The sequence below is a fragment of the Streptomyces sp. NPDC047108 genome, assembly GCF_040643575.1.
In the GTDB taxonomy this organism is placed as follows: domain Bacteria; phylum Actinomycetota; class Actinomycetes; order Streptomycetales; family Streptomycetaceae; genus Streptomyces.
Genome location: NZ_JBEYUP010000004.1, coordinates 75,132 through 96,286, shown reverse-complemented (window position 1 = coordinate 96,286; position 21,155 = coordinate 75,132). Strand labels below are relative to the sequence as shown.

Here is a 21,155-nt window from a genome sequence, read left to right as displayed (position 1 = left end):
ACCGGAGGGGCAGGGGGGTCGCATGCCTCGTCGTCCGATCGGGCAACTCCACTGCGCCGTACGGAGCATGAAACGGAGTCGGATGCCACGTCCCGGGTCGTCAGCCGGTCCGCCGCAGGAGGTCTTCGAGCGCAGGCCGCAGGTCGGCGTGGCGGAAGGTGAAGCCGTGCTCGGTCAGCCGTGCCGGCACGCAGCGGCGCCCGGTGAGCGCGAGCGCCGGGTCCGTCCGCAGCAGCAGGGCTCCCGCGCGGACCAGCCACGCCGGGGTGGGCGGGGCGGCGGGCCGGTGCAGTACGTCCCGCAGTGCCGCCATGAGGTCGGCGTTGCGGACGGGGTTCGGGCTGGTGGCGTGGAGGACGCCGGTGAGTCCCGGGTCGGTCAGCGCCAGCCGGATCACGGCGAGCAGATCGTCGATGTGCAGCCAGCTCATCCACTGGCGGCCGTCGGCGATCCGGCCGCCCAGGCCCCAGCGGGCGAGTCCGGCGATACGGTCCAGCGCCGGGGTGTCGCGGTCCAGGACGACCGCGGTGCGCAGCACCACCTGCCGCCCGGCGGGCGCCCCTTCGGCGGCCGCTTCCCACGCGCGCGCCACTCCGGCCATCTGCGGCGGACCGTCGGCCGGGGGCGCGTGCTCGTCCAGCAGGGCCTCGCCGCCGTCGCCGTAGATGGCCAGGGTGCTCATCTGCACCCAGACCTCCGGTGGTTTGGCCAGGCCGGCCGCGGCGTCGGCCAGTGCGGTGGTCGGGTCGACGCGGGAGCGGGTCAGCAGCTCGATGTTGGCCGGGGTGGGCCTGCGGTCGACCAGCTCCCCGGCGAGGTTGACGAGCGCGGCACCCTCCAGCTCGGCCGCCCACGGGCCGGCCGACCGGCCGTCCCAGACGGCCTGGCGGTACGGGAAGCCGGGGCGCGCGGACCGGGTGAGGACGACGACCTCGTGGCCGTGCTCGGTCAGGTCGGCGGCGATGCGCCGCCCCAGAGCGCCCGAGCCGCCCGCCAGTACGACCTTCATCGTGCCTCCTTGCCGTGCCGACCTCCCCTGCCTGCAGCGTAGGCCGTGACCGACGTGCGGACGGTGCCGGGGGCCGTCCCGGAACGAGGGGGACAGCTGCTCTCCGGAGGTGTCCGCCCGTCAGGCGGGCACGGGCACCGACACCAGCCTGCGTCCGTCGGCGGTCCGGACCTCCACGGCCTTGATCTCGTCCGGATTCATGGAGGCCCGTCCGTCGATCTCGCCGACGTCCTTCTCACCGGAGGCGGAGGCGCGCCAGCTCGCGGCGGTCTCGCGCGCCCCGTGCCACCCGACGACCACGAGACGGCACATCACCCCGGCAGGGACGCCGGTCACCGAGGCGCCGAGGCGGACCCGGTCCCCGGCCGCGGTCACCTTCACCACGATGCGGGTACCGGTCCGCGCGTCGACTCCCGCGGCGCCCCGCACCGATGACGTGGAGACGTCCGCGCCGGTGGCTTTCTCGGCCGCCGACCCGATGGTCTCCGACGGGCCGGCGTGGGGCTCGATGCTCTGCCCGATGACGATGCCGCCGCACAGGGCGAGGGCCGTGACGGCACCGGCCGCCGCGAGCCGGGCCGTGCCCGGGGACGGGCGGGTCGCCCGCTTGCCCCGCGCCGCGCGGATCGTCCGCCGCACCAGCGGCTCGCTCACCGGGGGCGGCGGCCCCGCGGCCCGTACGAGATCGGACGGCACCAGGTCCAGCAGCTCGCGCAGACCGTGGAGTTCGACCAGCTCGAAGCTGCATGACGCGCAGGTCGAGAGGTGTTCCTCCAGGGCCCGGCCGTCCTCGTCGTCCAGTGCTCCGCAGGCATGGGCGACGAGCGATCCGAGGTGTTCGGGATCGTGCTCCGGTGCCGGGATCATGGCGTCAGCTCGCCATGTGTCGTCATGTCAGGTGCTCCTCGCGTGCGCCGAGTCTCTGCTGCCGGGGTGACGTACGCCCGTCGGGGTCGGTTCACCTCGGCCGGTGGCGCTCGTGCGCGCGGCCGGTTCCGGGTGCGGTGGCGGCCCGGCCCTCCGGGTCACGCGACGCGCAGGATCCGGATGCTGCCGCGGCCGTCTCCCTCCGCCCGGACGACGATGTCGTAGAGGAGGCGGTCCCCCGACCCCGGGCGCAGCCGTGCCTCCTGGCCGGACGCGAGGGGCTTGCGTGCGGACTCATGGCGTTCGCCCTGACGCGGGCCGCTGACCACGATGAGGGTGACCGGGGTCCGGCCGGTGTTGCGGACCGACACCGACCGGGTGAGCGGGCACCGCCCGATGTCCACGCCCTCGCAGTTGAAGCGGGTGTCCCCGAACGCGGCCGTGCCGCAGGAGAGTTCGGCCCGTTCCCGCAGGGAGGCACAGGTCTGGCCGACCTCGATCGTCCGGTGTCCCCCGGTCTCGGCGGGTCGCGGGGGCGGATCCCCCTGCGCGCGGGCGAGCACCAGACCGAGCGCGACAGCGGGTATCGCGAGGGCCGGGATCGTGAGGGTGATCAATCTGCGCAAAGTTCCGTTTCCTTCGTGCTCAGGACGTGCCGGCCGAGCGGCGGGGGCGGCTCGGGCGGCCGTGGAGGGAACGGCGGTTCGCGGTGGGCGGGCCGGCTCGTCACTCGCCCCGTGACCGCGTCCGCCGCCGTGCCTCTCCGGTGTCGCGTGCGGGTGCTTCTCCGGTGTCGCGTACGGGGAGACCGGCGACCGGTCAGGCGGTGATCCCGCGGGCTTCGAGCGCCTCGCGCAGGGCCCGGACCGCGTAGTACGTACGGGACTTGACCGTCCCCGGCGGCACGTTCAGCTCCTGCGCCGTCTGCGCGACGCTCCGTCCGAGGTAGTGCATGTGGAGCAGGACCTCGCGGTGGTGCGGGGCCAGGGCCTCCATCGTCTCCAGGACGAGCATCGCGGTCAGCGTCTGCTCGATGTCGTCCGGCATCGCGACCTCGACGAGCGCGGCGTCACCGGACTCCATGGGGCGCGCCTGCTTGGACCGGTGGCCGTCGATCACGAGGTTCCGTACGACCGTGAACATCCAGGGGCGGACGGACTCGGCCGTCGGGTCCAGGACGCCGGAGTGGCGCCAGGCCCGCAGCACGGCCTCCTGGACGATGTCCTCGGCCCGGTGCGTGTCACCGTCGAGGAGGCTGGTCGCGAAGCGCAGCAGCACGGCGCCGTGCTTCGCGAAGAGCGCTCTGATGAAGACCTCGTCCGCCTGCGGCTCCGGAACGCTCCCGGTCGCTCCGCGCGCGGGCGCGTCCTTTCCCGTCGGCCTGGCCTCTTCGACCGTTCGCTGCCTCATGCGGCGGAGTCCTCGTCCATCGATCGTCTGTGGGGGTGGTGCCGGGTCTCGCGCGGAGACACGACACCCCCACGATCGGGAGTGACTCTTGGTGAGGTCTTGTCGTGGACTTGCCGCCGCCGACAAGCCCTGGTGACGGGCTCGTCCACACATCAGGGCAGGCCGCATGGCTGACGGGCGCGGACCGGGTGCGTGGGAAGTGCCGTCGTTGAGCAGATACGGGCGACGTTGCGTACCGGTTCACGGCGCCGTGCGGAGCGGGGGGAACTCCCCCGGCCGATGCGGCTCGAGGGCCGGTCTCCGGCCGTCCGCGGCGACCCCGGCCGGGAACGCGTCAGGGCCGCCCGGGGCGGTCACCCCGGGCGGCCCTGACCGTGCGCACACGCCTCAGCGGTGCCGGGGGAACTCCACGACCTGCTGGAAGGTCGGCCGGTTCTGCCAGTGGACGGCGTCGTGCGTGATGCCGCCGACCGCGCGGTGCACGATCGCGTCGGCGCACCACTGGTCGCCCGCCTTGCACGAGGCGTCGCCGGGGTAGACCTCGCTCGCCGGCTCGGCGGCGGCCCGCTTCAGACTCGTCAGCAGGCTGTCGCGGCAGGCGGACAGATCGCCGTTGCCGCAGTAGGTCTTCGCGAGCCGTCCCTTCACCGGCTCACCGAGTACCTGGCGGAGGTCCTTGTCGACATAGCTCCACCAGCCGAACTGGAACGAGGAGCCCGCGTGCGCCCCCGTGGGCCCGTGGCCCGCCGAGGGGGCCTCGTCGACCGGCAGATTGGCGCGCAGCGCGTCGTACAGCCCGGCGCCGAGGCCCGGCTTGAACTCGGCCTCGACGAGCAGCGGCCACCAGGCGTCCATGATGCGTACGGCGTCGGGGTGGCGGTAGGTGCGCGATCCGGCGGAGGTCTCGCGGCGTTCGGCGCCCGCGTCCCGCCAGGACTCCAGCTTCTGGACGGCTTCGGCCAGTTGCGGGTCGGTGACCGGCTTGCTGCGGAGCACCTTCAGCAGTTCGGGCAGCACCTCCTCGCCGCGGAGATCGGCGACGGCCGCGTCCGCCATGGCGCGCGTGAGCGAGGCCCGGGTCACGCCGCCGGACTCCACCAGTTTCCCGACGCGGTCGTCCAGCAGATCGCCGCGGTGGACCGAGCCGTTGCCGAATCCGGCGGACGAGTAGTCCAGCGCCTGTTTGTTGTTCCAGGAGATGTAGTAGTCCTGCCCGACGGACTGCGGGTGCTGTTCGGGCGGGGTGTACGCGGCGGTGTTGGCGGCCGGCTCGAAGTCCCGCCACTCGTAGGTCTTCTCGCCCCGCACGGGCAGCGAGGGGTCGACGCCGTCGGCGCGTACGGGGTTCAGGCCGCTGTTGTAGTACGCGGCTTCGCGGGAGTCGGCGTAGAACCAGTTGAAGGCGTAGCCGATGTGCTCGGTCGCGCGCTGGAAGGACTTCGCGTCCTTGACGTAGCCGGGGTCGTTGAGCATCTGGAAGCCGATGATCGAGTCGGCCTCGTGACGGTAGGTGGAGCGCAGCAGGGTGTACGCGACGGGCTTGCCGTCGACGGTGGCGCGGTGCGTCACCGTGCCGTACTCGGTGCGGTACACCTGCATGCGGTACGAGCCGGCGGCGGTGGAGTCGGCGAGCGACGGCTTCCACGCGTTGCGCAGCTCCAGCTTCTCCATCGGCTTGCAGGCCCCGTGGTGGCGGTAGTGCGTGGAGTCCTTGTCCGGGGCGGAGCCGTCGGGTTCGCACAACTCGACGGCATAGGTGTCGGACATGTCCTGCGAGGCGGAGGTCGCGCTCCACGCGTAGTCCTGGCCGCGGCCGAGCTGGATGTACATCCCGATGCCCGCGAAGGAGGCACCGCGGGCGCTGATGCCGGGTCCCTGGAGCTCCTGCAGCATCAGCAGCTGGGGCGCGAAGTAGCCGGTCTGCGGCCCGAAGACGGCGACCGGGTTGCCGCTCGCGGTGTGCTTGCCGGAGACGAGCAGGGCGTTGGACATGCCGCGCCGCGGGCTCGAGAACAGATCGCCGGGGAGCACGCCGTCGTCGAACATGCCTTGCAGCGGCCGGAGTTTCTTCGGCGCCTTCACCGGATCCCTGGGCACCGTGCCCTTCGCCGCGCCGCCGCTCCTGGCCGCACCGCTCTTCGCGGCCCCGGTGCGGTCGAACACCAGCGGTTCGCGCGTGACCGACCCGGCGTCGGGCATGGCGGTGCCGCGCGCGTCGTCGGGCTTGCCCGCGTACGGGAAGCGCTCCCCGTCGTGGACGGTGAGTGCGGCCTCCGGGTCGTTGCGCATCCGGAAGGACTCCCACACCTTCGTGCCTTCGGCGACGCCGTACTTCTGCTGGGCGGCCTGCAGGGAGAGCGCCGACTCGACCTCTCCGCCGCCGCCGTTGCCGAAGAGGCCGCCGACCACGGAGGCGAGGGCGATGAGGTCGGTGAGCTTGAAGGGCTCGATCTCGCCGTGGTTGGTGATGGCGTCGACGTGGCCGGTGAGGACGTACTCACCGGGGAAGTATCGCCCGCTCTTGGACTTCTCGCGGTACGCGTTGAGGCCGTCGATGTACGCCTGCCCGTCCGCCATGGCCTGCTTGCCGCGCTCGCCGCCGGTCGCGATGATCCGGTCGATCTGGGCCTGCAGATCCTTCTCGGTGTACGGGGCGAGCGGCCAGAACTGCTGCTCCAGACCCTGGTTGGCGGCGGCGCCTCCCGCGAAGGGCGTGAGTTGCCCGCGGCCGATGTGCCGGAAGAGGTCAATGATCCAGAGCCGGTCCTGCCCGGCCGCGTATCCGGCGCCGAACTCGGTGCCCTCCCGCGTGGTGCCCTGGATGTGCGGGACACCGGTCTTCTTGTCGCGGGTGATCGTCACGTCCGCGCGCGGTTTGGTGACCGAGGCGACCTGGTCCTGGGGGACGCCGAAGGAGGCGTCGTTGAAGAACTGGTTCAGCTTCTCGTCGGTCAGGGAGTCCTGTCCGGCGACCAGGGCGTTGTACGGGCCGAGCTGGTCGGAGCTGTGTGCGGGGCGGGTGCCGAAGACCCGGTGGGCCAGGATCTCGACGAGCGTGGCGTTGCCGTTCTCGCCCGGCGGAAGGATGTCGGAGCACTGACTCCCGCAGTAGTCGGTGGCGGCGACGGATGAGCTGCTCGGCTCTGCGGCGGTCGCGGCGGTCGGCGGCAAAGGCGCGACCAGTCCGGTGACCAGCGCGAGCAGGGCGGTGACGCGTGGGGTGCGCAATCGCATTCCTGCTCCTCCAAGGACGGATCCCAAGACGGTGGAAGGACGGATCCCAAGACGGTGGCCGGAGGTTACCGCCGGTTCAAGAAGACCGGAAGATGAAAGGTGAGCAGCCGTCAACTTCCCTGAGATCTCCACAAACATCTGACCCAAGTCGTAACAAATGCCGCGAACGAGACCCCCATGGCCGGATATGCGTTCGTCAGAGTGTTCGATTGGATCCATTTCGCGCTCCCGTTCGTCCATCCCTTATCGCCTCAACGCCGAAGGACGAGTCACGGAGGTGGCAAGGAAGATGGCCGGATTCAGAAGCCTCGCCGATCACGTGCGCGACCCGAGGGTTGCGACCCAGCAGCGGCGGACCGCCCTGCGCAAGTGCCTGGAGAAATTCGCCCCGTACGGTCACAGGGCGACCTGGCACCACCTGTGCACCCGGGCCGGAATCGGCACCAGCGACCGGCGGCCCGACCCGGAGCGGCTCGTCGCCGCGATGGCAGAACTGGAAGAGGCACGCACCGAATGGCTCGCCTACGACGTGAGGTTCGCGGAACGGCGCCGGCGCGAGAAGCACGCCGGAATGCGCCAACCCGGACCCCTGGACGACTGGCATCGGCGCACCTGGGGCGGGTACGGCGTCGCGTGGTGCGACGACCCCCTGCACCATCCCACCTCCCCTCTCCCCGTGGTCGTCCGCAGTCTGGTGGCCGCTCTGGAGTCGGACCCGCGGTCCGTCTGCCCGGTCTGCGCGGAGGACGGCCTCGACTGGCGCTGGGGGCTTGGCCACCACCCGGGCTCGGGTCCCGTCTGCACCACCTGCGGCATCGTCGTGCCCGAGGGGGTGCTGACGCCGGAGGCGCTGCTGTCCGCCAGAAGATCGCGGAGAGCCGCCCTCGTCTCCTGAACTCCGGCTCCCCGCCCCGCAGGACCACCACCGCCGGCCCCCGCCGCCGGCCGCTCCACGACGTACCCGGACACCGGCCCATCGCCCGCCCAGGATCGGCGGCGAGGGGCCGGTGCCGTTTGCGGCCGACGGCCTGACGAACGCGGCGGAAAGCCCTTGCGGCGGGCCTGTTCAGAGATGGATGAACGTTGTACGGTCCCGGGGCGACGCGGTCCGAACTCCTCGCCGACGCCGCCCTCGTCCCGACCGCGTCGGAGGTGACCGCATGTCCCCGCGCCTCGTTCCGGACATCCTCGACCGCTCCCGTACCGTCGCCCCGCCCGGCTGGAGCCGCTGGCTCGTCCCGCCCGCCGCGCTGTCCATCCACCTCGCCATCGGGCAGGCCTACGCCTGGAGCGTCTTCAAGCCTCCGCTCGAGAGCTCGATGGACCTGTCCGGCACGGCATCGGCGCTGCCGTTCCAGCTCGCCATCGTGATGCTCGGCCTGTCCGCGGCCTTCGGCGGCACGCTGGTGGAGCGGAACGGGCCTCGCTGGGCGATGTGCGTGTCCGCCCTCTGCTTCTCCTCCGGTTTCCTCATCTCCGCGCTGGGCGCCGCCGCCGGCCAGTACTGGCTGATCGTGCTCGGCTACGGCTTCGTCGGCGGCATCGGGCTCGGCATCGGCTACATCTCGCCCGTCTCGACGCTCATCAAGTGGTTCCCCGACCGCCCCGGCATGGCGACCGGCATCGCCATCATGGGCTTCGGCGGTGGCGCGCTCATCGCCTCGCCCTGGTCCACGGGACTGCTCTCCGCCTTCGGGACGGAGACCTCCGGCATCGCACGGACCTTCCTCGTCATGGGAGTTGCGTACGCGGTGTTCATGACGATGGGCGTCGCGCTGGTCCGGGTCCCCGCGGACGGATGGCGGCCCGAGGGGTGGGAACCCGCCGCGGAGGCCGCCCGCCCCCTGGTCACCACGGGACAGGTCTCGGCCCGCAACGCCCTGCGGACACCGCAGTTCTGGTGTCTGTGGGTGATCCTGTGCACCAACGTCACGGCGGGGATCGGCATTCTGGAGAAGGCCGCCCCGATGATCACCGACTTCTTCTCCGGCACCGGCACCCCGGTCACGGTCACCGCGGCGGCGGGGTTCGTCGGTCTGCTCTCCCTCGCCAACATGCTGGGCCGCATCGTCTGGTCCTCCACCTCCGACCTGGTCGGACGCAAGAACATCTACCGGCTCTACCTCGGCGCCGGGACCCTGATGTACCTCGCCATCGCGCTGATGGGCGACACCTCCAAGCCGCTCTTCATCATCTGCGCGGCCGTCATCCTGTCCTTCTACGGCGGCGGGTTCGCGACGGTTCCGGCCTACCTCAAGGACCTCTTCGGCACGTTCCAGGTCGGCGCCATCCACGGCCGGCTGCTCACCGCCTGGTCCACGGCCGGGGTCCTCGGACCACTGATCGTCAACGCCATCGCGGACGCACAGGAATCGGCCGGCCACTCCGGGCCCGACCTGTACACCACGTCCTTCTACGTCATGATCAGCCTGCTGGTGGTCGGCTTCGTCGCCAACGAACTGGTCCGGCCGGTCCACCCCCGCCACCACGAACCGGAGCCCGCGCCCGAGGCCCGCCGCTCCCCCGCCGCGTCCGAGGAGGCGTCGTCATGACGGACACGAGCGCACGGGAGGCCGGAGGGCGGCGCCCGCTGATGGTGATCACCTGGCTCTGGGTCGGCGGCCCGTTCGCGTACGGCGTGTACGAGTTGGTGCTCAAGCTCCGGCAGCTCTTCACGGGCTGACGCGGGCCGGGAACCGGCCGGCACGGGTCGAGACCGGGCGCACCGGCCTGTGCGGTGGCGGGGCGCGCTCCGCGCGTGAGACCTCCCGGCGCGGTCTGGTCCGCCGCTCGCCTGAAGTGCGACGATGCGCCTCAGTCGCCGAGAGGACGGACGGGCATGGCCGAGCTGCACGACCTGACAGCGCTGGAGCAGGCGGAGATGATCCGGCGGGGGAAGCTCTCGCCGGTGGAACTCACCGAGCACTACCTGGCGCGGATCGACCGGCTGGACGCGGACCTGGGGGCGTTCATCACCGTCACCGCCGACATCGCCCGCAAACAGGCCGCCGAGGCCGAGAGCGCGGCGCGGACCGCCCGCGAGGAGGGCGGGGATCTGCCGCCGCTGCACGGTGTGCCGGTCCCGGTGAAGGACCTCAACCCGGTGGCCGGCGTGCGCTGCACCTACGGATCCGAGGCGTTCTCGGATCACATCCCGGACACCGACGACCACGTGGTCACCAAGCTCCGCGCCGCCGGCACCATCATGCTCGGCAAGACCAACACCCCCGAGTTCGGCCTCCCTTGCTACACCGAGGGCCGGCTCGCACCTCCCGCCCGTACGCCCTGGGATCTCGAGCGGTCGGCCGGAGGGTCGAGCGGCGGGGCGGCCGCCTCCGTCGCGGGCGGCCTGGCACCGATCGCGCACGGCAGCGACGGCGGCGGCTCGATCCGCATCCCGTCGTCGGTGTGCGGCCTGTTCGGCATCAAGCCGAGCCGCGGACGGGTCAGCGGGGGCCCGGTCCTGCACGACGTGAGCGGGCTCGCCACCTCGGGCCCCATCGCCCGTACGGTCGCGGACGCGGCGGCCCTGCTCGACGCGCTCGCCGGGCCGATGCCGGGCGACCCGTACGGCGCGCCGTCCCTGCCCGCGGGCGAGACCTTCCTCGCGGCCGCCCGCCGCCACCCCGCGGGGCCGCTGCGCGTGGTCCTGCTGCTGACACCGCCCGTTCCCGGTGTGGAACTGCACCCCGACTGCCGTGCGGCGGCGGAGTCCACCGCGGGCCTGCTGCGCGAACTCGGCCATCACGTGGACGAGTTGGAGCTGCCCGTCGACGACAGCGTGGGCCGCGCCTTCACCTCCGTGTGGAACGTGAACGCCCTCAGCCGGCCGGTCCCGCCCGGGACCGAGAGCCTGCTGCTGCCCCTGACCCGCCGTCTGCGCGAGCGCGGCGCCACGGTCTCGGGCACGAGCTACGCCGAAGCCCTGCACACCTTCCGTGTGCTCGGCCAGACCATCGCGGACGCCCTGCTCACCCCCGGGACGGGCTACGACGTGATCCTCACCCCGACCCTCGCCCAACCACCGGCCCTGGTGGGCCAGTTGCGCAACGACGAGGACCCGGACGCCGAGTTCACCGCCCTCGCCGCCTACACCCCCTTCACCCCGCTCTACAACGCCACCGGCCAGCCGGCCGTCAGCCTCCCGCTCCACTGGACCGACGAGGAGCTGCCGATCGGGGTCATGCTGGGCGGCCGGTACGGGGAGGAGACGACGCTGCTGTCCCTCTCCGCGGAACTGGAGGAGGCCCGCCCCTGGGCGGGGAGGCGGCCCGCCGTCTGGTGACGGTCCGCAGCGCCCGGGCCGGGTCATCCCCGGCCCGGTGCGGGGGCGGTCGCACGAACCCGGCACGGACGGTCTTCCGGCACCGCGCCGGGGCCGGTTACGTCAGCCGGTGCCCTTCACCATCAGACGCGACCCCTCGCCGCCCTCGCCGAGGCGGTCGTCGGGGTTGGAGAGCACGCACTTGTCGAGCGACAGACAACCGCAGCCGATGCAGTCGGTGAGATGGTCGCGCAGCCGGTTGAGCTGCTGGATGCGCTGGTCCAGCTCGGAGCGCCAGGCCTCGGAGAGCCGAGCCCAGTCCTCGCGGTTCGGGGTGCGCTCGTCGGGGAGTTCGGCGAGGGCGTCGCGGATGGTGGCGAGCGGGATGCCGACGCGCTGTGCCGCGCGGATGAACGCGACCCGGCGCAGGGTGTCACGGGTGTAGCGGCGCTGGTTTCCCGAGGTGCGCGCGCTGCTGATCAGGCCCTTGTTCTCGTAGAAGTGCAGGGCCGACACCGCTGCCCCGCTGCGCGCGGAGAGCTGGCCGACGGTGAGTTCGGACACGGAGTGGGGAATCTGCGGCACAGGTCCCCACCCTACGTCGGCGACGCGTTGACAGAAGCCCTCCACGGAACCATGCTGGCACTGCTGAGCAACCGCTTAGTACGCATGGTGGCCACGGGAGGTCATGGAGATGGCGGAACCACGGGTCTTCTCATCGCTGGACGAACTGCGGTCCGCGGTGGGCGAACAGCTCGGATTCAGCGACTGGCTGGAGATCGACCAGAAGCGGATCGACCTGTTCGCGGACGCGACCGGTGACCACCAGTGGATCCACGTCGACCCGGAGAAGGCCGCCGCCGGACGGTTCGGCACCACCATCGCCCACGGCTACCTGACGCTGTCGCTGCTTCCCGTGCTCGTACCGCAGCTCATGCGCGTCGACGGCGTGCGGATGGGCGTCAACTACGGCTCGAACAAGGTCCGTTACCCCTCGCCGGTGCCGGTCGGCTCGCGCGTGCGCGCCACCGCGAAGATCGCCGGGATCACGGAGGTCGAGGGCGGGGTGCAGCTCACGACGAGCGTGACGGTGGAGCGGGAGGGCTCCGAGAAGCCGGCGTGCGTCGCGGAGACGGTGAGCCGCTTCTACCTGTAGGGCCTCACGGTCAGGACGTCCGGGGATCCGGCTTCCTGCGGGAAGCCCACGCCGCCCGGCTCACGCGGCGACCTCAGCCCGTCCCGGCCGACCCGACCATGCGCAGGACCAGGCCGGCGTACAGCCTCCCGACGTCGTCGGGCGTACGCCGGCCCTCCGGGTTGAACCAGCGGGCCACGTCGATGCAGAGCGACAGCACGGCGAGCGACGTCCCGGGGATGTCGGGGACGTCGAAGTCGCCCGCGTCGACACCGTCCTGGATGATCGACCGCACCGTGGAGTCGACCTCACGGCGCAGCCCGACGATCTCCGCGTAGTGCTCCTCCCCCAGCGCGCCCAGCTCGTACTGGACCACTCGGGCGGTGGTGTGGCGCTCGGCGTGCCAGCGGACGAAGGACCGGACGGCGGTGCCGAGGCGTTCGGCGGGACTGCCGCTACCGGCCGCGGCCTCCTCCATGATGCGCAGCGAGAGGCGGTGTCCGACGCTGCTGATCTGGTAGAGCAGCTCTTCCTTGGTCTTGTAGTGGATGTAGAGGGCGGCGGGGCTCATGCCCGCGCGGCCCGCGATGTCGCGGGTGGTCGTCGCGTGATAGCCGCGCTCGGCGAAGGCCTCGACGGCGGCGATCACCAGCCGCCTGGCCGCGTCGGGAGCGACGTCCTCCCACTGCTCGGCCCGCTCACCGGCCGCCCTCTCCGCCTCGGTGCCCATCGCCCGCACGCCCCGTTCCTCCGCCCGGCGGGCCCTCCGCCGGCAGGACGAACACCATACCTCCGAACCTGAGCAAGCGCTTAGGGGGCCGGGTGGCGCGCCGGACCTGCCGAAGAGTGCGCGCCCGGGAACGGGGGGCGTGGTCGGGGGAACGGCCGGACCGCGGGAGAACGGGCAGTCCGGTTCCGGGATGTCAGAACGCGGACGCGCCGGTCAGCGCCCGTCCGATCAGCAGCTTGTGGATCTGACTGGTGCCCTCGTAGAGGGTCATCACCCGGGCGTCCCGGAGCAGCTTGCCCGCGGGGTACTCGTCGATGTAGCCGTAACCGCCGAACACCTGCAGGGCGTTGTTGGCGCAGCGCACGGCGGCCTCGCTGGCGTAGAGCTTGGCGACCGAGGACTCGGTGGCGTACGGCAGTCCGCGCTCGATGTGGTCCGCGACCCGCCAGGTCAGCAGCCGGGCGGCGTCCACATCCACCGCGATGTCGGATATCAGCTCCTGGACGAGCTGGTGCTGGGCGATCGGGCGGCCGAACTGCTCGCGCTCCCCCGCGTACCGCACCGCCGCGTCGAGGCACGCCTGGGCGAGCCCGACACAGCCGGCCGCGACCGACATCCGGCCCTTGGCGAGGGCCGACATGGCCACGGAGAAGCCCTTGCCCTCGGGGGCGATCAGGGCGGAGGCAGGGACGCGGACGCCTTCCAGGACCAACTCGGCGGTGGCCTGGCCGCGCAGTCCGAGCTTGCCGTGGATCTCACGGCGGGAGAGGCCGGGTGTGTCCGTGGGGACGAGGAAAGCGCTGATGCCCCGGTGCCCGGGCTCCTGTCCCGTGCGGGCGAAGAGCAGGACGACGTCGGCCCAGGTGCCGTTGGTGATGAACATCTTGGTGCCGTCGAGGACCCAGTCGCCGCCGTCGCGGACCGCGCGGGTGGTGAGGTGGGCGGCGTCGGAACCGGTACCGGGCTCGGTGAGGCCGAAGCAGCCGACGGCCTCCCCGGAGCAGAGCCCCGGCAGCCAGGTCCGCCGCTGTTCGTCGGTCCCCCAGGTCGCGATCGACTTGGCGACGAGGCCGAGCGAGACGGACAGGATCCCGCGCACCGCCGAGTCGCCACGGCCGAGTTCCTCCGTGACCAGGACGTACGAGAGGTGGTCCCCGCCGGAGCCGCCGAACTCCTCGGGCACGGTCAGCCCCAGGAAGCCGAGGTCGCCGAGTCTCTTCACGATGCCGCGGTCGACGCTCTCGGCCCGGTCCCACGCGACCGCGTGGGGGACGATCTCGCGGTCGGTGAAGTCCCGGGCGAGCCGGCGGACGGCGTCCTGCTCCTCGGACAGCTCAAGGTTCACGGCGCGCACCTTTCGTGAATCTCGGGGCCATGGGTTCCGCGGGCACCCACGTTAATTAGCACTGCTAGTTTCCGTGGGGCGGCCTCTACTATGTGCCGCATGGCCCGCCCCCGCAAGCCCCTGCTCAGCCGCGACCGCATCGTGGAGACAGCCCTGGCGCTGATCGACGCGGAGGGGCTGGACGCGGTGTCGACACGGCGGCTGGCCGCGGAGCTGGGGGTGAGCGGCCCGTCCCTCTACAACCACTTCACGGTCAAGGACGAGATCCTGGACGCCGTCGCCGACACGGTCGTCGGCCAGGTCGACCTGTCGATGTTCGAGGCCGAGTCAGGACGGGACGCGGTGGCGGACTGGCGGGCGGCGCTGCTGGCCTGGGCGCGCTCGTACCGGGCTGCCCTCGCCGCCCACCCCAACATCGTCCCGTTCCTCGCCCGCGGCCCCGGCCGCCGTCCCGCCGGGCTGCGGATGGCGGACGCCGTCTTCGGGGCGATGGTCGGCGCGGGCTGGCCGCCCGCGCAGGCGACGAGGATCGGCGCACTGATGCGCTACTTCGTCGCGGGCTCGGCACTGGGCTCCTTCGCCCGCGGCTTCGTCGACGACGCGACCGCGTACGACCCTGCCGACTACCCGCACCTGGGCCAGGCCCACCTGCTGGCGGAGCATCAGCAGCAAGTGGACGAGGGCGCGTTCGAGACGGGCCTCACGGCGCTGGTGGACGGGCTGGCCCTCCAGTACGAGCAGGTGCGCGTGAGCTGACCGCTGCGGCGTCCGGATGCCCGGCCCGCCGGTCCGGACGCGCGCGGGACGGGGTCGGTCGGCAACTCCCCGTCAGCAGACAGGCGTTGACGCGGGCGAGGCCCCCTGCCGGTCGGAGCTCGGCAGGTGACCTTGGAATGCGAACAGGTCATCGTTCACGACTCATGCCTGAGCGCCTCACTCAGGCTGCCCCCGATCACATCGGGAGCAGCCGAGGAGGACCCGGGAAAGGGGTTCCGAGGGGGCGCGTCAGAAGACGACGAGCGTGCGGCCGCCGCGGCCCGCGAGCATCGCTTCGAAGGCGGCCGGGATGCCGTCAAGACCGATCCGGTCGGTGACCATGCCCGCGAGGTCCAGCCGCCCGGCGCGGATGTGCCCGGCGAGCACCGGAAGGTCCCTGGCCGGGTCGCAGTTGCCGTAGACGCAGCCGGACAGGGTACGGCCGAAGTGGAAGATCTCCAGGGCGGAGAACGAGACCTGCTCGTCCTTGCCGCCGATGCCGACGACCGTGGTCCGGCCGCCGCGGCGGGTCGCGTCCCAGGCGGTGCGAATGGTCTCCGCGCGGCCCACGCACTCCACGGCGACGTCGGCGCCGTGTCCGCCCGTGAGTTTCCGGATCCGCTTGGCCGTGTCGGGGGCGGAGACCAGGAGGTCCGTGGCGCCCGCCTTGCGCGCCAACTCCTCCTTGGCGTCGGAGACGTCGACGGCCACGATCCGTCCCGCTCCGGCAATCCGGGCCGACTGGATCACGGCGAGGCCGACACCGCCGACACCGAACACCGCGACGGACTCGCCCTCGCGCACCCGCGCCGCGTGATGGATCGCGCCGTATCCGGTCAGGACGGCGCAGCCCAGCAGGGCGGCGTCCGTCAGCGGCACACCGTCCGGCAGGGGCAGGGCCGCGCGCGCGGAGACGACGGTCTCCTCGGCGAAGACCGCGCTGCTCAGCCCGGGATAGAGGTCCTGGCCCTCCGCGGTCCGTGCGTACGGGACGGCGGCGCCCGCCATGGCGTTGGCGCACAGCCAGGGCTCACCGAGCCCGCAGTAGTGGCAATCACCGCAGGAGGGCGCCCAGTTGAGGACCACCCGGTCACCGGGTGCGTGCGACGTGACGCCCTCGCCGACCGCGGTGACCGTGCCCGCGCCCTCGTGACCGAGCACGGCGGGGACGGGCTGGCGCAACGTGCCGTTGGACAACGACAGGTCCGAGTGGCACACCCCGGCCGCGGCGAGCCGAATCCGCACCTGGCCGGGGCCGGGCCGCGGGAGATCGATCTCCCGCAGCTCCAGCGTCGCGTCGACGGCGGGCAGAACAGCGGCGCGGATCACGGATTCTCCCTCGGGGTACGGGTGTTGGGCACGGCGTGGCCTCGTGGTGCCGGTGTGTCAGAACTGGAGCGACTTCGTCTGCAGGTACTCGGCCAGGCCGTGGGCGCCCAGTTCGCGGCCCACGCCCGACTGCTTGTAACCGCCGAACGGCGCGAGGGGGTTGAAACGGCCGCCGTTGATGTCGACCTGACCGGTGTCCAGGCGCCGGGCGAACGCCACCGCCTCGTCCTGGTCCTCCGACCAGACCGCGCCCGCGAGCCCGTACACCGTCCCGTTGGCGATCCTCACCGCGTCGTCCTCGTCCTCGTACTTCAGGATCGCGATGACCGGGCCGAAGATCTCCTCCTGGGCGATGGTCATCTCGGGGGTGACGTCGGCGAAGACCGTCGGGCGGACCCAGTAGCCCCGCTCGCGGCCCTCGGGGGCGTCCGGGCCGCCCGCGACGACGCGGGCGCCCTCCGCGGCGCCGCGCTCGATGTAGCCGCGGACGCGGTCGCGCTGCTTGGCGCTGACGACCGGGCCGAGGCGACTGCCCTCGTCGTCCGGGTCGCCGGGGACGTACTTGGCCGCGGCCTCCCGCGCGAGGGCGACCGCCTCCTCGTACCGGTCCGCGTCCACCAGCATGCGGGTCCATGCGCTGCACGTCTGGCCCGAGTTGGCGAAGACGTTGGCGACGCCGACCTTGACCGCCCGGGTCAGATCGGCGCCCGGCAGGACGACGTTGGCGGACTTGCCGCCGAGTTCGAGGGCGACCCTCTTGACCGCTCCCCCGGCGAGCGCGCCGATCCGGCGGCCGACGGCCGTCGAGCCGGTGAAGGAGACCAGGTCCACGCCGTCGTGCTCGGCGAGGGCCTGTCCGGCCTCCGGGCCCCGGCCGGTCACCAGGTTGAACACCCCGGCGGGCAGCCCCGCTTCGTGCACGGCCTCCGCGAAGAGCTGGGCGACCAGCGGCGTGTCCTCGGCGGGCTTGAGGACCACGGTGCAGCCCGCGGCGAGGGCGGGGGCGACCTTCGCGACGATCTGGTGCAGCGGGTAGTTCCAGGGAGTGATCGCGCCGACGACACCCACCGGCTCGTGCAGAACGGTCGAGTTCCCCACCTTCTCCTCGAAGGTGTACTCCGCCGCGAGTTCGGCGTAGCTGCCCGCGACGGCGATCGGCAGATCCGCGTGCACCTTCCGCGAGAAGCCGATCGGCGCACCGAGTTCGGTGGTCACGGTCTCGGCGATCTCGTCACGGCGGTCGGCGAGGGCGTCGCGCAGAGCGGTGAGGCGCGCGGCGCGATCGGCCGGTGCCGTGGCCGCCCAGCCGGGGAAGGCGGAACGGGCGGCGGCCACCGCGGCGTCGACGTCCGTCGCGGTTCCGGCCGGCACCTGGGCGATGACCTGCTCGTCGGCCGGGTTCACCACCTCGATCGTGGCGGTCCCGGCGGAGGGCCGCCAGTCCCCGTCGATGTACATGCCGTCGTGGGCCTTCATCGCGTTTCCTCCCGCGCAGTCGGGCGTTCTCCGGGCCGGGCCGGGCCGGTTCCGGGTACGGATGCTCCGGGCGAGGCTCCGTACAGCTGTCGTACGGACGACCCGGGCACGGACGACCCGGCGAAGCTCCGCACGGCTCCGCCCAAACTAGCGGCGGTAGTTTTTCGCCGCCAGGGCGGGGCGCGTGGGCCCCGTCACGCCACCTCGATTGTCAGTGCCCCCTGCCATGCTCGGCATCACACGGCACAGCGGCAACGACCGGCCTCACTCGACCCCGGGACGGGCCGGCAGGACGGACGGATCACGCGGTTCACACGTACACGGTGTCACGGTGTCACGTGGTCGTGCGGATCATGAGAGCGGACTCATGCGACCGCCCGCCGCCCCGGCGCGGACGGGAGCGGGCGCCCGGGGTGCTGATGCCGGTGCGGCGCTGGGGGATGTCGACGGCTGGGTCCCGTACTTCGCGGTGGAGGACTGCGACGCGGCGGTCGCGACCGCCACCGCGCACGGCGGGAGGGTGGTGTTCCCCGCCGAGACGGCGGAGGGCACAGGCATAGGCCGGCAGGCCGTACTCCGCGATCCGTCGGGAGGGCTGTTCGCCATCAACGCATCGCAGTGAGAGATGAGTTGATGAAGCGATGGGCGGGGGCTACCGGCGGCGCAGCCGCGCCGTGCGGTCTCCGTCTCCGTCGGCGTCGGCGTCGGCGTCGGCGTCGGCGTCGGGTGGTGACTCGATCCGGTCGAGGTCGTTGGCGAGGGCGGTCAGCCAGACCTCGATGTCCGCGGCGAACAGCCGCCCCTGCGCGGAGGGGATGGCCGCCGCGATGTCGTGCCTGGGGTCGGCCAGCAGGGGCACGCCCTTGCCCGGCAACGGGTCCGTGCCGGGCCGTTCCGGGCCCAGACCTTCCGCGTCCGAACCTGTGCCCGGACGTTCCGTGCCTGGCTGTTCCGCTCCTGGCTGTTCCGCGCACGCGTCGGCGGCCGCGTCCGGCGCCTGCCTCACGTCACGGCGCTCCGGACGGCCGGGGCCGTCGCCGTCCAACGGCGCGGTGCCCGTGCGAAGACGACCGGCCAGGTCGTCGTACGCCGAGCGCAGACTGTCCGCCGCGTCCTGGAGCTGCGTGGCCGGGCGCGGCCACGGAGCGAGACAGCCGGGCGGGCAGCTCAGCAGCAGCGACTGCCCGCCCCACACCATGCGGTAGCCCGCGAGCATCGCCGTCTGCCAGTCCACCGCGTGCATGCGCGGGTCTGGCCGCTCCGACTGGTACTGGGCGTAGGCGGCATCGGCCAGGAACATCGCGTGCCGCGCCCGCGGCAGAGCCCCTTCGGGATGTCCGGTGCCGGTGAGCACGGCCACGGTCTCACGGGCGGCGGTCGCGGCCGCGGGCAGGAAGGACGCCGCCGCGCGTCTCAACTCGCCCGCGCCGCCGCGGGGCCAGGCGAGCAGACCGATGACGGCCCCGACGATCCCGCCCGTCACGATGTCGATGAACCGCGCCTCGGCGAGCTGCCAGTTGGCAGTGGCGAGTTGCGTGAAGATCGTGGCGATCGCCAGCGTGAACAGGCCCTGCATCCAGGCCAGGCCGAGGACCGGGCCGAGGGTGAAGGCGACCAGCAGGGCCACGGGCATCGCCGCCTCGTAGAACCTCGGGCTGTCGCCGACGAAGAAGAGGAGGAGTCCGCTCGCCACGGCGCCGGCGAGGGTGCCGGTGAAGGCCGGGCGCAGATTGGTGCGGGTGTCGGCGGCCGAGGTCCGCATCAGGCTCAGGGTGGCGAGCAGGACCCAGAACCCGTGCGCCAGGTCGAGCTGCCCGGCGATCAGCCGGGCCAGCGCCAGGGCGACCGCGACGCGTACGGCGTTCTGGAAGGAGACCGAGCGCGGGGTGAGGCTGGCCCGGAAGCGCCGCCACCACAGCGCGGTCACGGGGGCGTACGCGAACCAGAAGGGGCCCGGCCGCTCCCCTCGCGGCGTGGGATCGGACGGTACGGGCGCCCCGACCGCGATCCGTACGCCGATGGCCAGGAGGCGGACGCCCTCGGCGGACTGGAGGGCCATGGCGCCGCGGCGGAGCCGCTCGGTACCCGTGTCGGCGGCCGGGAGGGCCGTGTCGGCGGGGACACCGACAGCAGGACCGGCCTCGGTACGGCCGGTCGTATCAGGGTCCGGCACCGTACGGGACGGGACCGCGCCATCGGACGGTGACTGCGCCTCCGAAGGTGACTGAGCCTCGGCTCGGGACGGTGCCTGGGCCGGGGCACGGTCCCGCGTCGTCCGAGCCGTCTGGAATGTGTGGATGCAGGCGACCAGGTGGTCGAGATCCGGCGGCATCGCCCCGCGGCGCGCGAGGGCGCGTCCGGCCGCCCGGATCGTCCGCGCGGCCTCCCGCAGCAGGTCGGCGGCGCCCGGGAACGGCACCGGCCGCGCCGCCTCCACGGCCGCGATGCCCTGGACCTGTTCGAAGACGAACCGGGTGGCCGCGCCCGCCTGACTCAGCGCCCGGTCCTTGGCGCTGGGCGACACCGGCCGCTCCGGCTGCGGCAGGCGCGAGGGCCGGATGGCCTCCGTGCAGCGGCGCGCCGCCGCCTCCGCCCCCTTCAGGGCCTGTGGCCCGTGCAGGCCGGTCGGATCCTGCTGGCCCTGCCGCCCCGGGTGGGCCGGCTCCCCTTCCGGGCCGCCTGATTCCTTCGCCTCCCCGGAACGTCCCCGCTCGTCGATGGCACCAGGCGGGGAACGTCCGCGATCCCCGGCGGCTGCCCCGTCGAGCTGCCCCGCCACCAGGTCCACGTACGCCGCGACCGTCCCCGCGGCCTCCGCGAGACGCCGTTCGTACGGGATGGGCGCCGGATCCGGCCAGAGCAGCAGTTCGGCCGTGATGAGCAGCCCGACGCCGACGGTGACGCCGACCAGGCGGGCGTCCAGGGTCCCGGGCTCGTACGGCGGGAAGCAGGCCAGCATGTAGAAGAGCTGCAGCCCCGCGGCCACGCCCACGAAGCGCGGCCCGCCGACTCCGGAGAACGTGACGAGGAAGCCGACCGCGAACATCCCGGCCGCCGCGGCCCACGCGTTGACCGCGAGCAGCGTTCCGGCGGCGACGAGGGCGTAGGCGGCGGGCAGCGCGACGAGCAGGGTCCGCGCGCGGCGCAAGGGCGGCCCGGGGACCTGCGAGAGCGCGCCGAGAGCGATCACGCCGAAGATCGCGTAGATCGCCATGACGTCGTTGCCGATCGCGTGGCGGCAGAGGGAGAACGCGGTGCTGGCCGCGATCGTGATCCGCAGCGCACGCCGGAACGACGGCAGAACCGGGCCGCGCAGTCGCGGCAGGCGGATCCCGCCGGGCATCAGGTCACCCCCCATGGCCGCCGGGGCACAGAACCAGACTCGCACGCCGTGCCGGGACCCGCGCGGCGCCCCGGAGAGCGGCAGGCCGGGCGGGGTCGCCCCGCGGCCGAGCGGGCACAGCGGCTCCGTGCGACGCTGAGATCGCCATGACCTCGGTGCCCAGCCACTCCGCCACGACCGCCCCAAGAGCGAGGACGGTCACGACCGCGGTGACCGCCGGCACCCCTACAACCGCGATGACCGCTCATGCGACACCG

General features: G+C 72.8%; 18 protein-coding genes. 7 read left to right on the top strand and 11 right to left on the bottom strand.

Going from position 1 to position 21,155, the window contains the following annotated elements; all coding sequences use genetic code 11:
* Positions 1 to 100: 100 nt before the first annotated feature.
* The 5 genes from ABZ822_RS11660 to ABZ822_RS11640 form a co-directional block, all read right to left on the bottom strand.
* Complete coding sequence (locus ABZ822_RS11660; protein ID WP_360850732.1) at positions 101 to 1,009, bottom strand: TIGR01777 family oxidoreductase; 909 nt, start codon at positions 1,007 to 1,009, stop codon at positions 101 to 103.
* A gap of 120 nt (positions 1,010 to 1,129) precedes the next feature.
* Complete coding sequence (locus tag ABZ822_RS11655) at positions 1,130 to 1,876, bottom strand: zf-HC2 domain-containing protein (RefSeq protein WP_360850729.1); 747 nt, start codon at positions 1,874 to 1,876, stop codon at positions 1,130 to 1,132.
* A gap of 158 nt (positions 1,877 to 2,034) precedes the next feature.
* Positions 2,035 to 2,502, bottom strand: a complete 468-nt coding sequence (locus ABZ822_RS11650) for a hypothetical protein (protein ID WP_360850726.1) — start codon at positions 2,500 to 2,502, stop codon at positions 2,035 to 2,037.
* Between the two features lie 193 nt (positions 2,503 to 2,695).
* Positions 2,696 to 3,286 (bottom strand): sigma-70 family RNA polymerase sigma factor, encoded by a 591-nt coding sequence (locus ABZ822_RS11645; protein WP_360850723.1) that lies wholly within the window; start codon positions 3,284 to 3,286, stop codon positions 2,696 to 2,698.
* Between the two features lie 387 nt (positions 3,287 to 3,673).
* Positions 3,674 to 6,520: a penicillin acylase family protein gene (locus tag ABZ822_RS11640; RefSeq protein WP_360850720.1), complete on the bottom strand. Its 2,847-nt coding sequence runs from the start codon at positions 6,518 to 6,520 to the stop codon at positions 3,674 to 3,676.
* A 289-nt stretch (positions 6,521 to 6,809) separates the two neighbouring features.
* Between ABZ822_RS11640 and ABZ822_RS11635 the strand changes: the two genes are divergently transcribed.
* The 4 genes from ABZ822_RS11635 (at position 6,810) to ABZ822_RS11620 (ending at position 10,805) form a co-directional block, all read left to right on the top strand.
* Positions 6,810 to 7,415: a hypothetical protein gene (locus ABZ822_RS11635; RefSeq protein WP_360850717.1), complete on the top strand. Its 606-nt coding sequence runs from the start codon at positions 6,810 to 6,812 to the stop codon at positions 7,413 to 7,415.
* 265 nt (positions 7,416 to 7,680) lie between these two features.
* Complete coding sequence (locus ABZ822_RS11630) at positions 7,681 to 9,072, top strand: OFA family MFS transporter (RefSeq protein ID WP_360850714.1); 1,392 nt, start codon at positions 7,681 to 7,683, stop codon at positions 9,070 to 9,072.
* Complete coding sequence (locus ABZ822_RS11625; protein ID WP_360850711.1) at positions 9,069 to 9,203, top strand: hypothetical protein; 135 nt, start codon at positions 9,069 to 9,071, stop codon at positions 9,201 to 9,203. Before ABZ822_RS11630 ends, ABZ822_RS11625 begins: the two co-directional genes overlap by 4 nt.
* A 156-nt stretch (positions 9,204 to 9,359) precedes the next feature.
* On the top strand, positions 9,360 to 10,805 hold the full coding sequence (locus tag ABZ822_RS11620; RefSeq protein WP_360850709.1) for an amidase: 1,446 nt from the start codon (positions 9,360 to 9,362) through the stop codon (positions 10,803 to 10,805).
* Between the two features lie 102 nt (positions 10,806 to 10,907).
* Here ABZ822_RS11620 and soxR read toward each other — a convergent pair whose 3' ends face one another.
* Complete coding sequence (gene soxR / locus ABZ822_RS11615; RefSeq protein ID WP_360850706.1) at positions 10,908 to 11,369, bottom strand: redox-sensitive transcriptional activator SoxR; 462 nt, start codon at positions 11,367 to 11,369, stop codon at positions 10,908 to 10,910.
* A gap of 109 nt (positions 11,370 to 11,478) precedes the next feature.
* Between soxR and ABZ822_RS11610 the strand changes: the two genes are divergently transcribed.
* The gene (locus ABZ822_RS11610; RefSeq protein WP_360850703.1) at positions 11,479 to 11,940 is read left to right on the top strand and encodes a MaoC family dehydratase; all 462 of its coding nucleotides are present in this window, start codon (positions 11,479 to 11,481) and stop codon (positions 11,938 to 11,940) included.
* A 73-nt stretch (positions 11,941 to 12,013) separates the two neighbouring features.
* Here the strand turns inward: ABZ822_RS11610 and ABZ822_RS11605 are convergent, their stop codons facing one another.
* On the bottom strand, positions 12,014 to 12,649 hold the full coding sequence (locus ABZ822_RS11605) for a TetR/AcrR family transcriptional regulator (RefSeq protein WP_360851424.1): 636 nt from the start codon (positions 12,647 to 12,649) through the stop codon (positions 12,014 to 12,016).
* A gap of 193 nt (positions 12,650 to 12,842) precedes the next feature.
* Positions 12,843 to 13,994 carry an acyl-CoA dehydrogenase family protein gene (locus ABZ822_RS11600; RefSeq protein WP_360850700.1) on the bottom strand — a complete coding sequence of 384 codons (1,152 nt, stop codon included), beginning with the start codon at positions 13,992 to 13,994 and terminating at the stop codon, positions 12,843 to 12,845.
* Positions 13,995 to 14,093: 99 nt separating this feature from the next.
* Between ABZ822_RS11600 and ABZ822_RS11595 the strand changes: the two genes are divergently transcribed.
* A complete protein-coding gene (locus ABZ822_RS11595; protein WP_360850697.1) occupies positions 14,094 to 14,750 on the top strand; it encodes a TetR/AcrR family transcriptional regulator in 657 nt (218 codons plus the stop codon).
* Positions 14,751 to 14,999: 249 nt separating this feature from the next.
* Here the strand turns inward: ABZ822_RS11595 and ABZ822_RS11590 are convergent, their stop codons facing one another.
* Together ABZ822_RS11590 and ABZ822_RS11585 are read right to left on the bottom strand one after the other, a co-directional pair.
* Positions 15,000 to 16,079: a Zn-dependent alcohol dehydrogenase gene (locus ABZ822_RS11590; protein WP_360850694.1), complete on the bottom strand. Its 1,080-nt coding sequence runs from the start codon at positions 16,077 to 16,079 to the stop codon at positions 15,000 to 15,002.
* Positions 16,080 to 16,136: 57 nt separating this feature from the next.
* A complete protein-coding gene (locus tag ABZ822_RS11585) occupies positions 16,137 to 17,555 on the bottom strand; it encodes an aldehyde dehydrogenase family protein (protein WP_360850691.1) in 1,419 nt (472 codons plus the stop codon).
* 367 nt (positions 17,556 to 17,922) lie between these two features.
* On the opposite strand from ABZ822_RS11585, the gene ABZ822_RS11580 reads away from it, so the two are divergent.
* Entirely contained in the window at positions 17,923 to 18,177 is a 255-nt protein-coding gene (locus tag ABZ822_RS11580) for a hypothetical protein (protein WP_360850688.1), read from the top strand.
* 30 nt (positions 18,178 to 18,207) lie between these two features.
* Here ABZ822_RS11580 and ABZ822_RS11575 read toward each other — a convergent pair whose 3' ends face one another.
* Positions 18,208 to 20,898 carry an FUSC family protein gene (locus ABZ822_RS11575; RefSeq protein WP_360850685.1) on the bottom strand — a complete coding sequence of 897 codons (2,691 nt, stop codon included), beginning with the start codon at positions 20,896 to 20,898 and terminating at the stop codon, positions 18,208 to 18,210.
* Positions 20,899 to 21,155 lie beyond the last annotated feature (257 nt).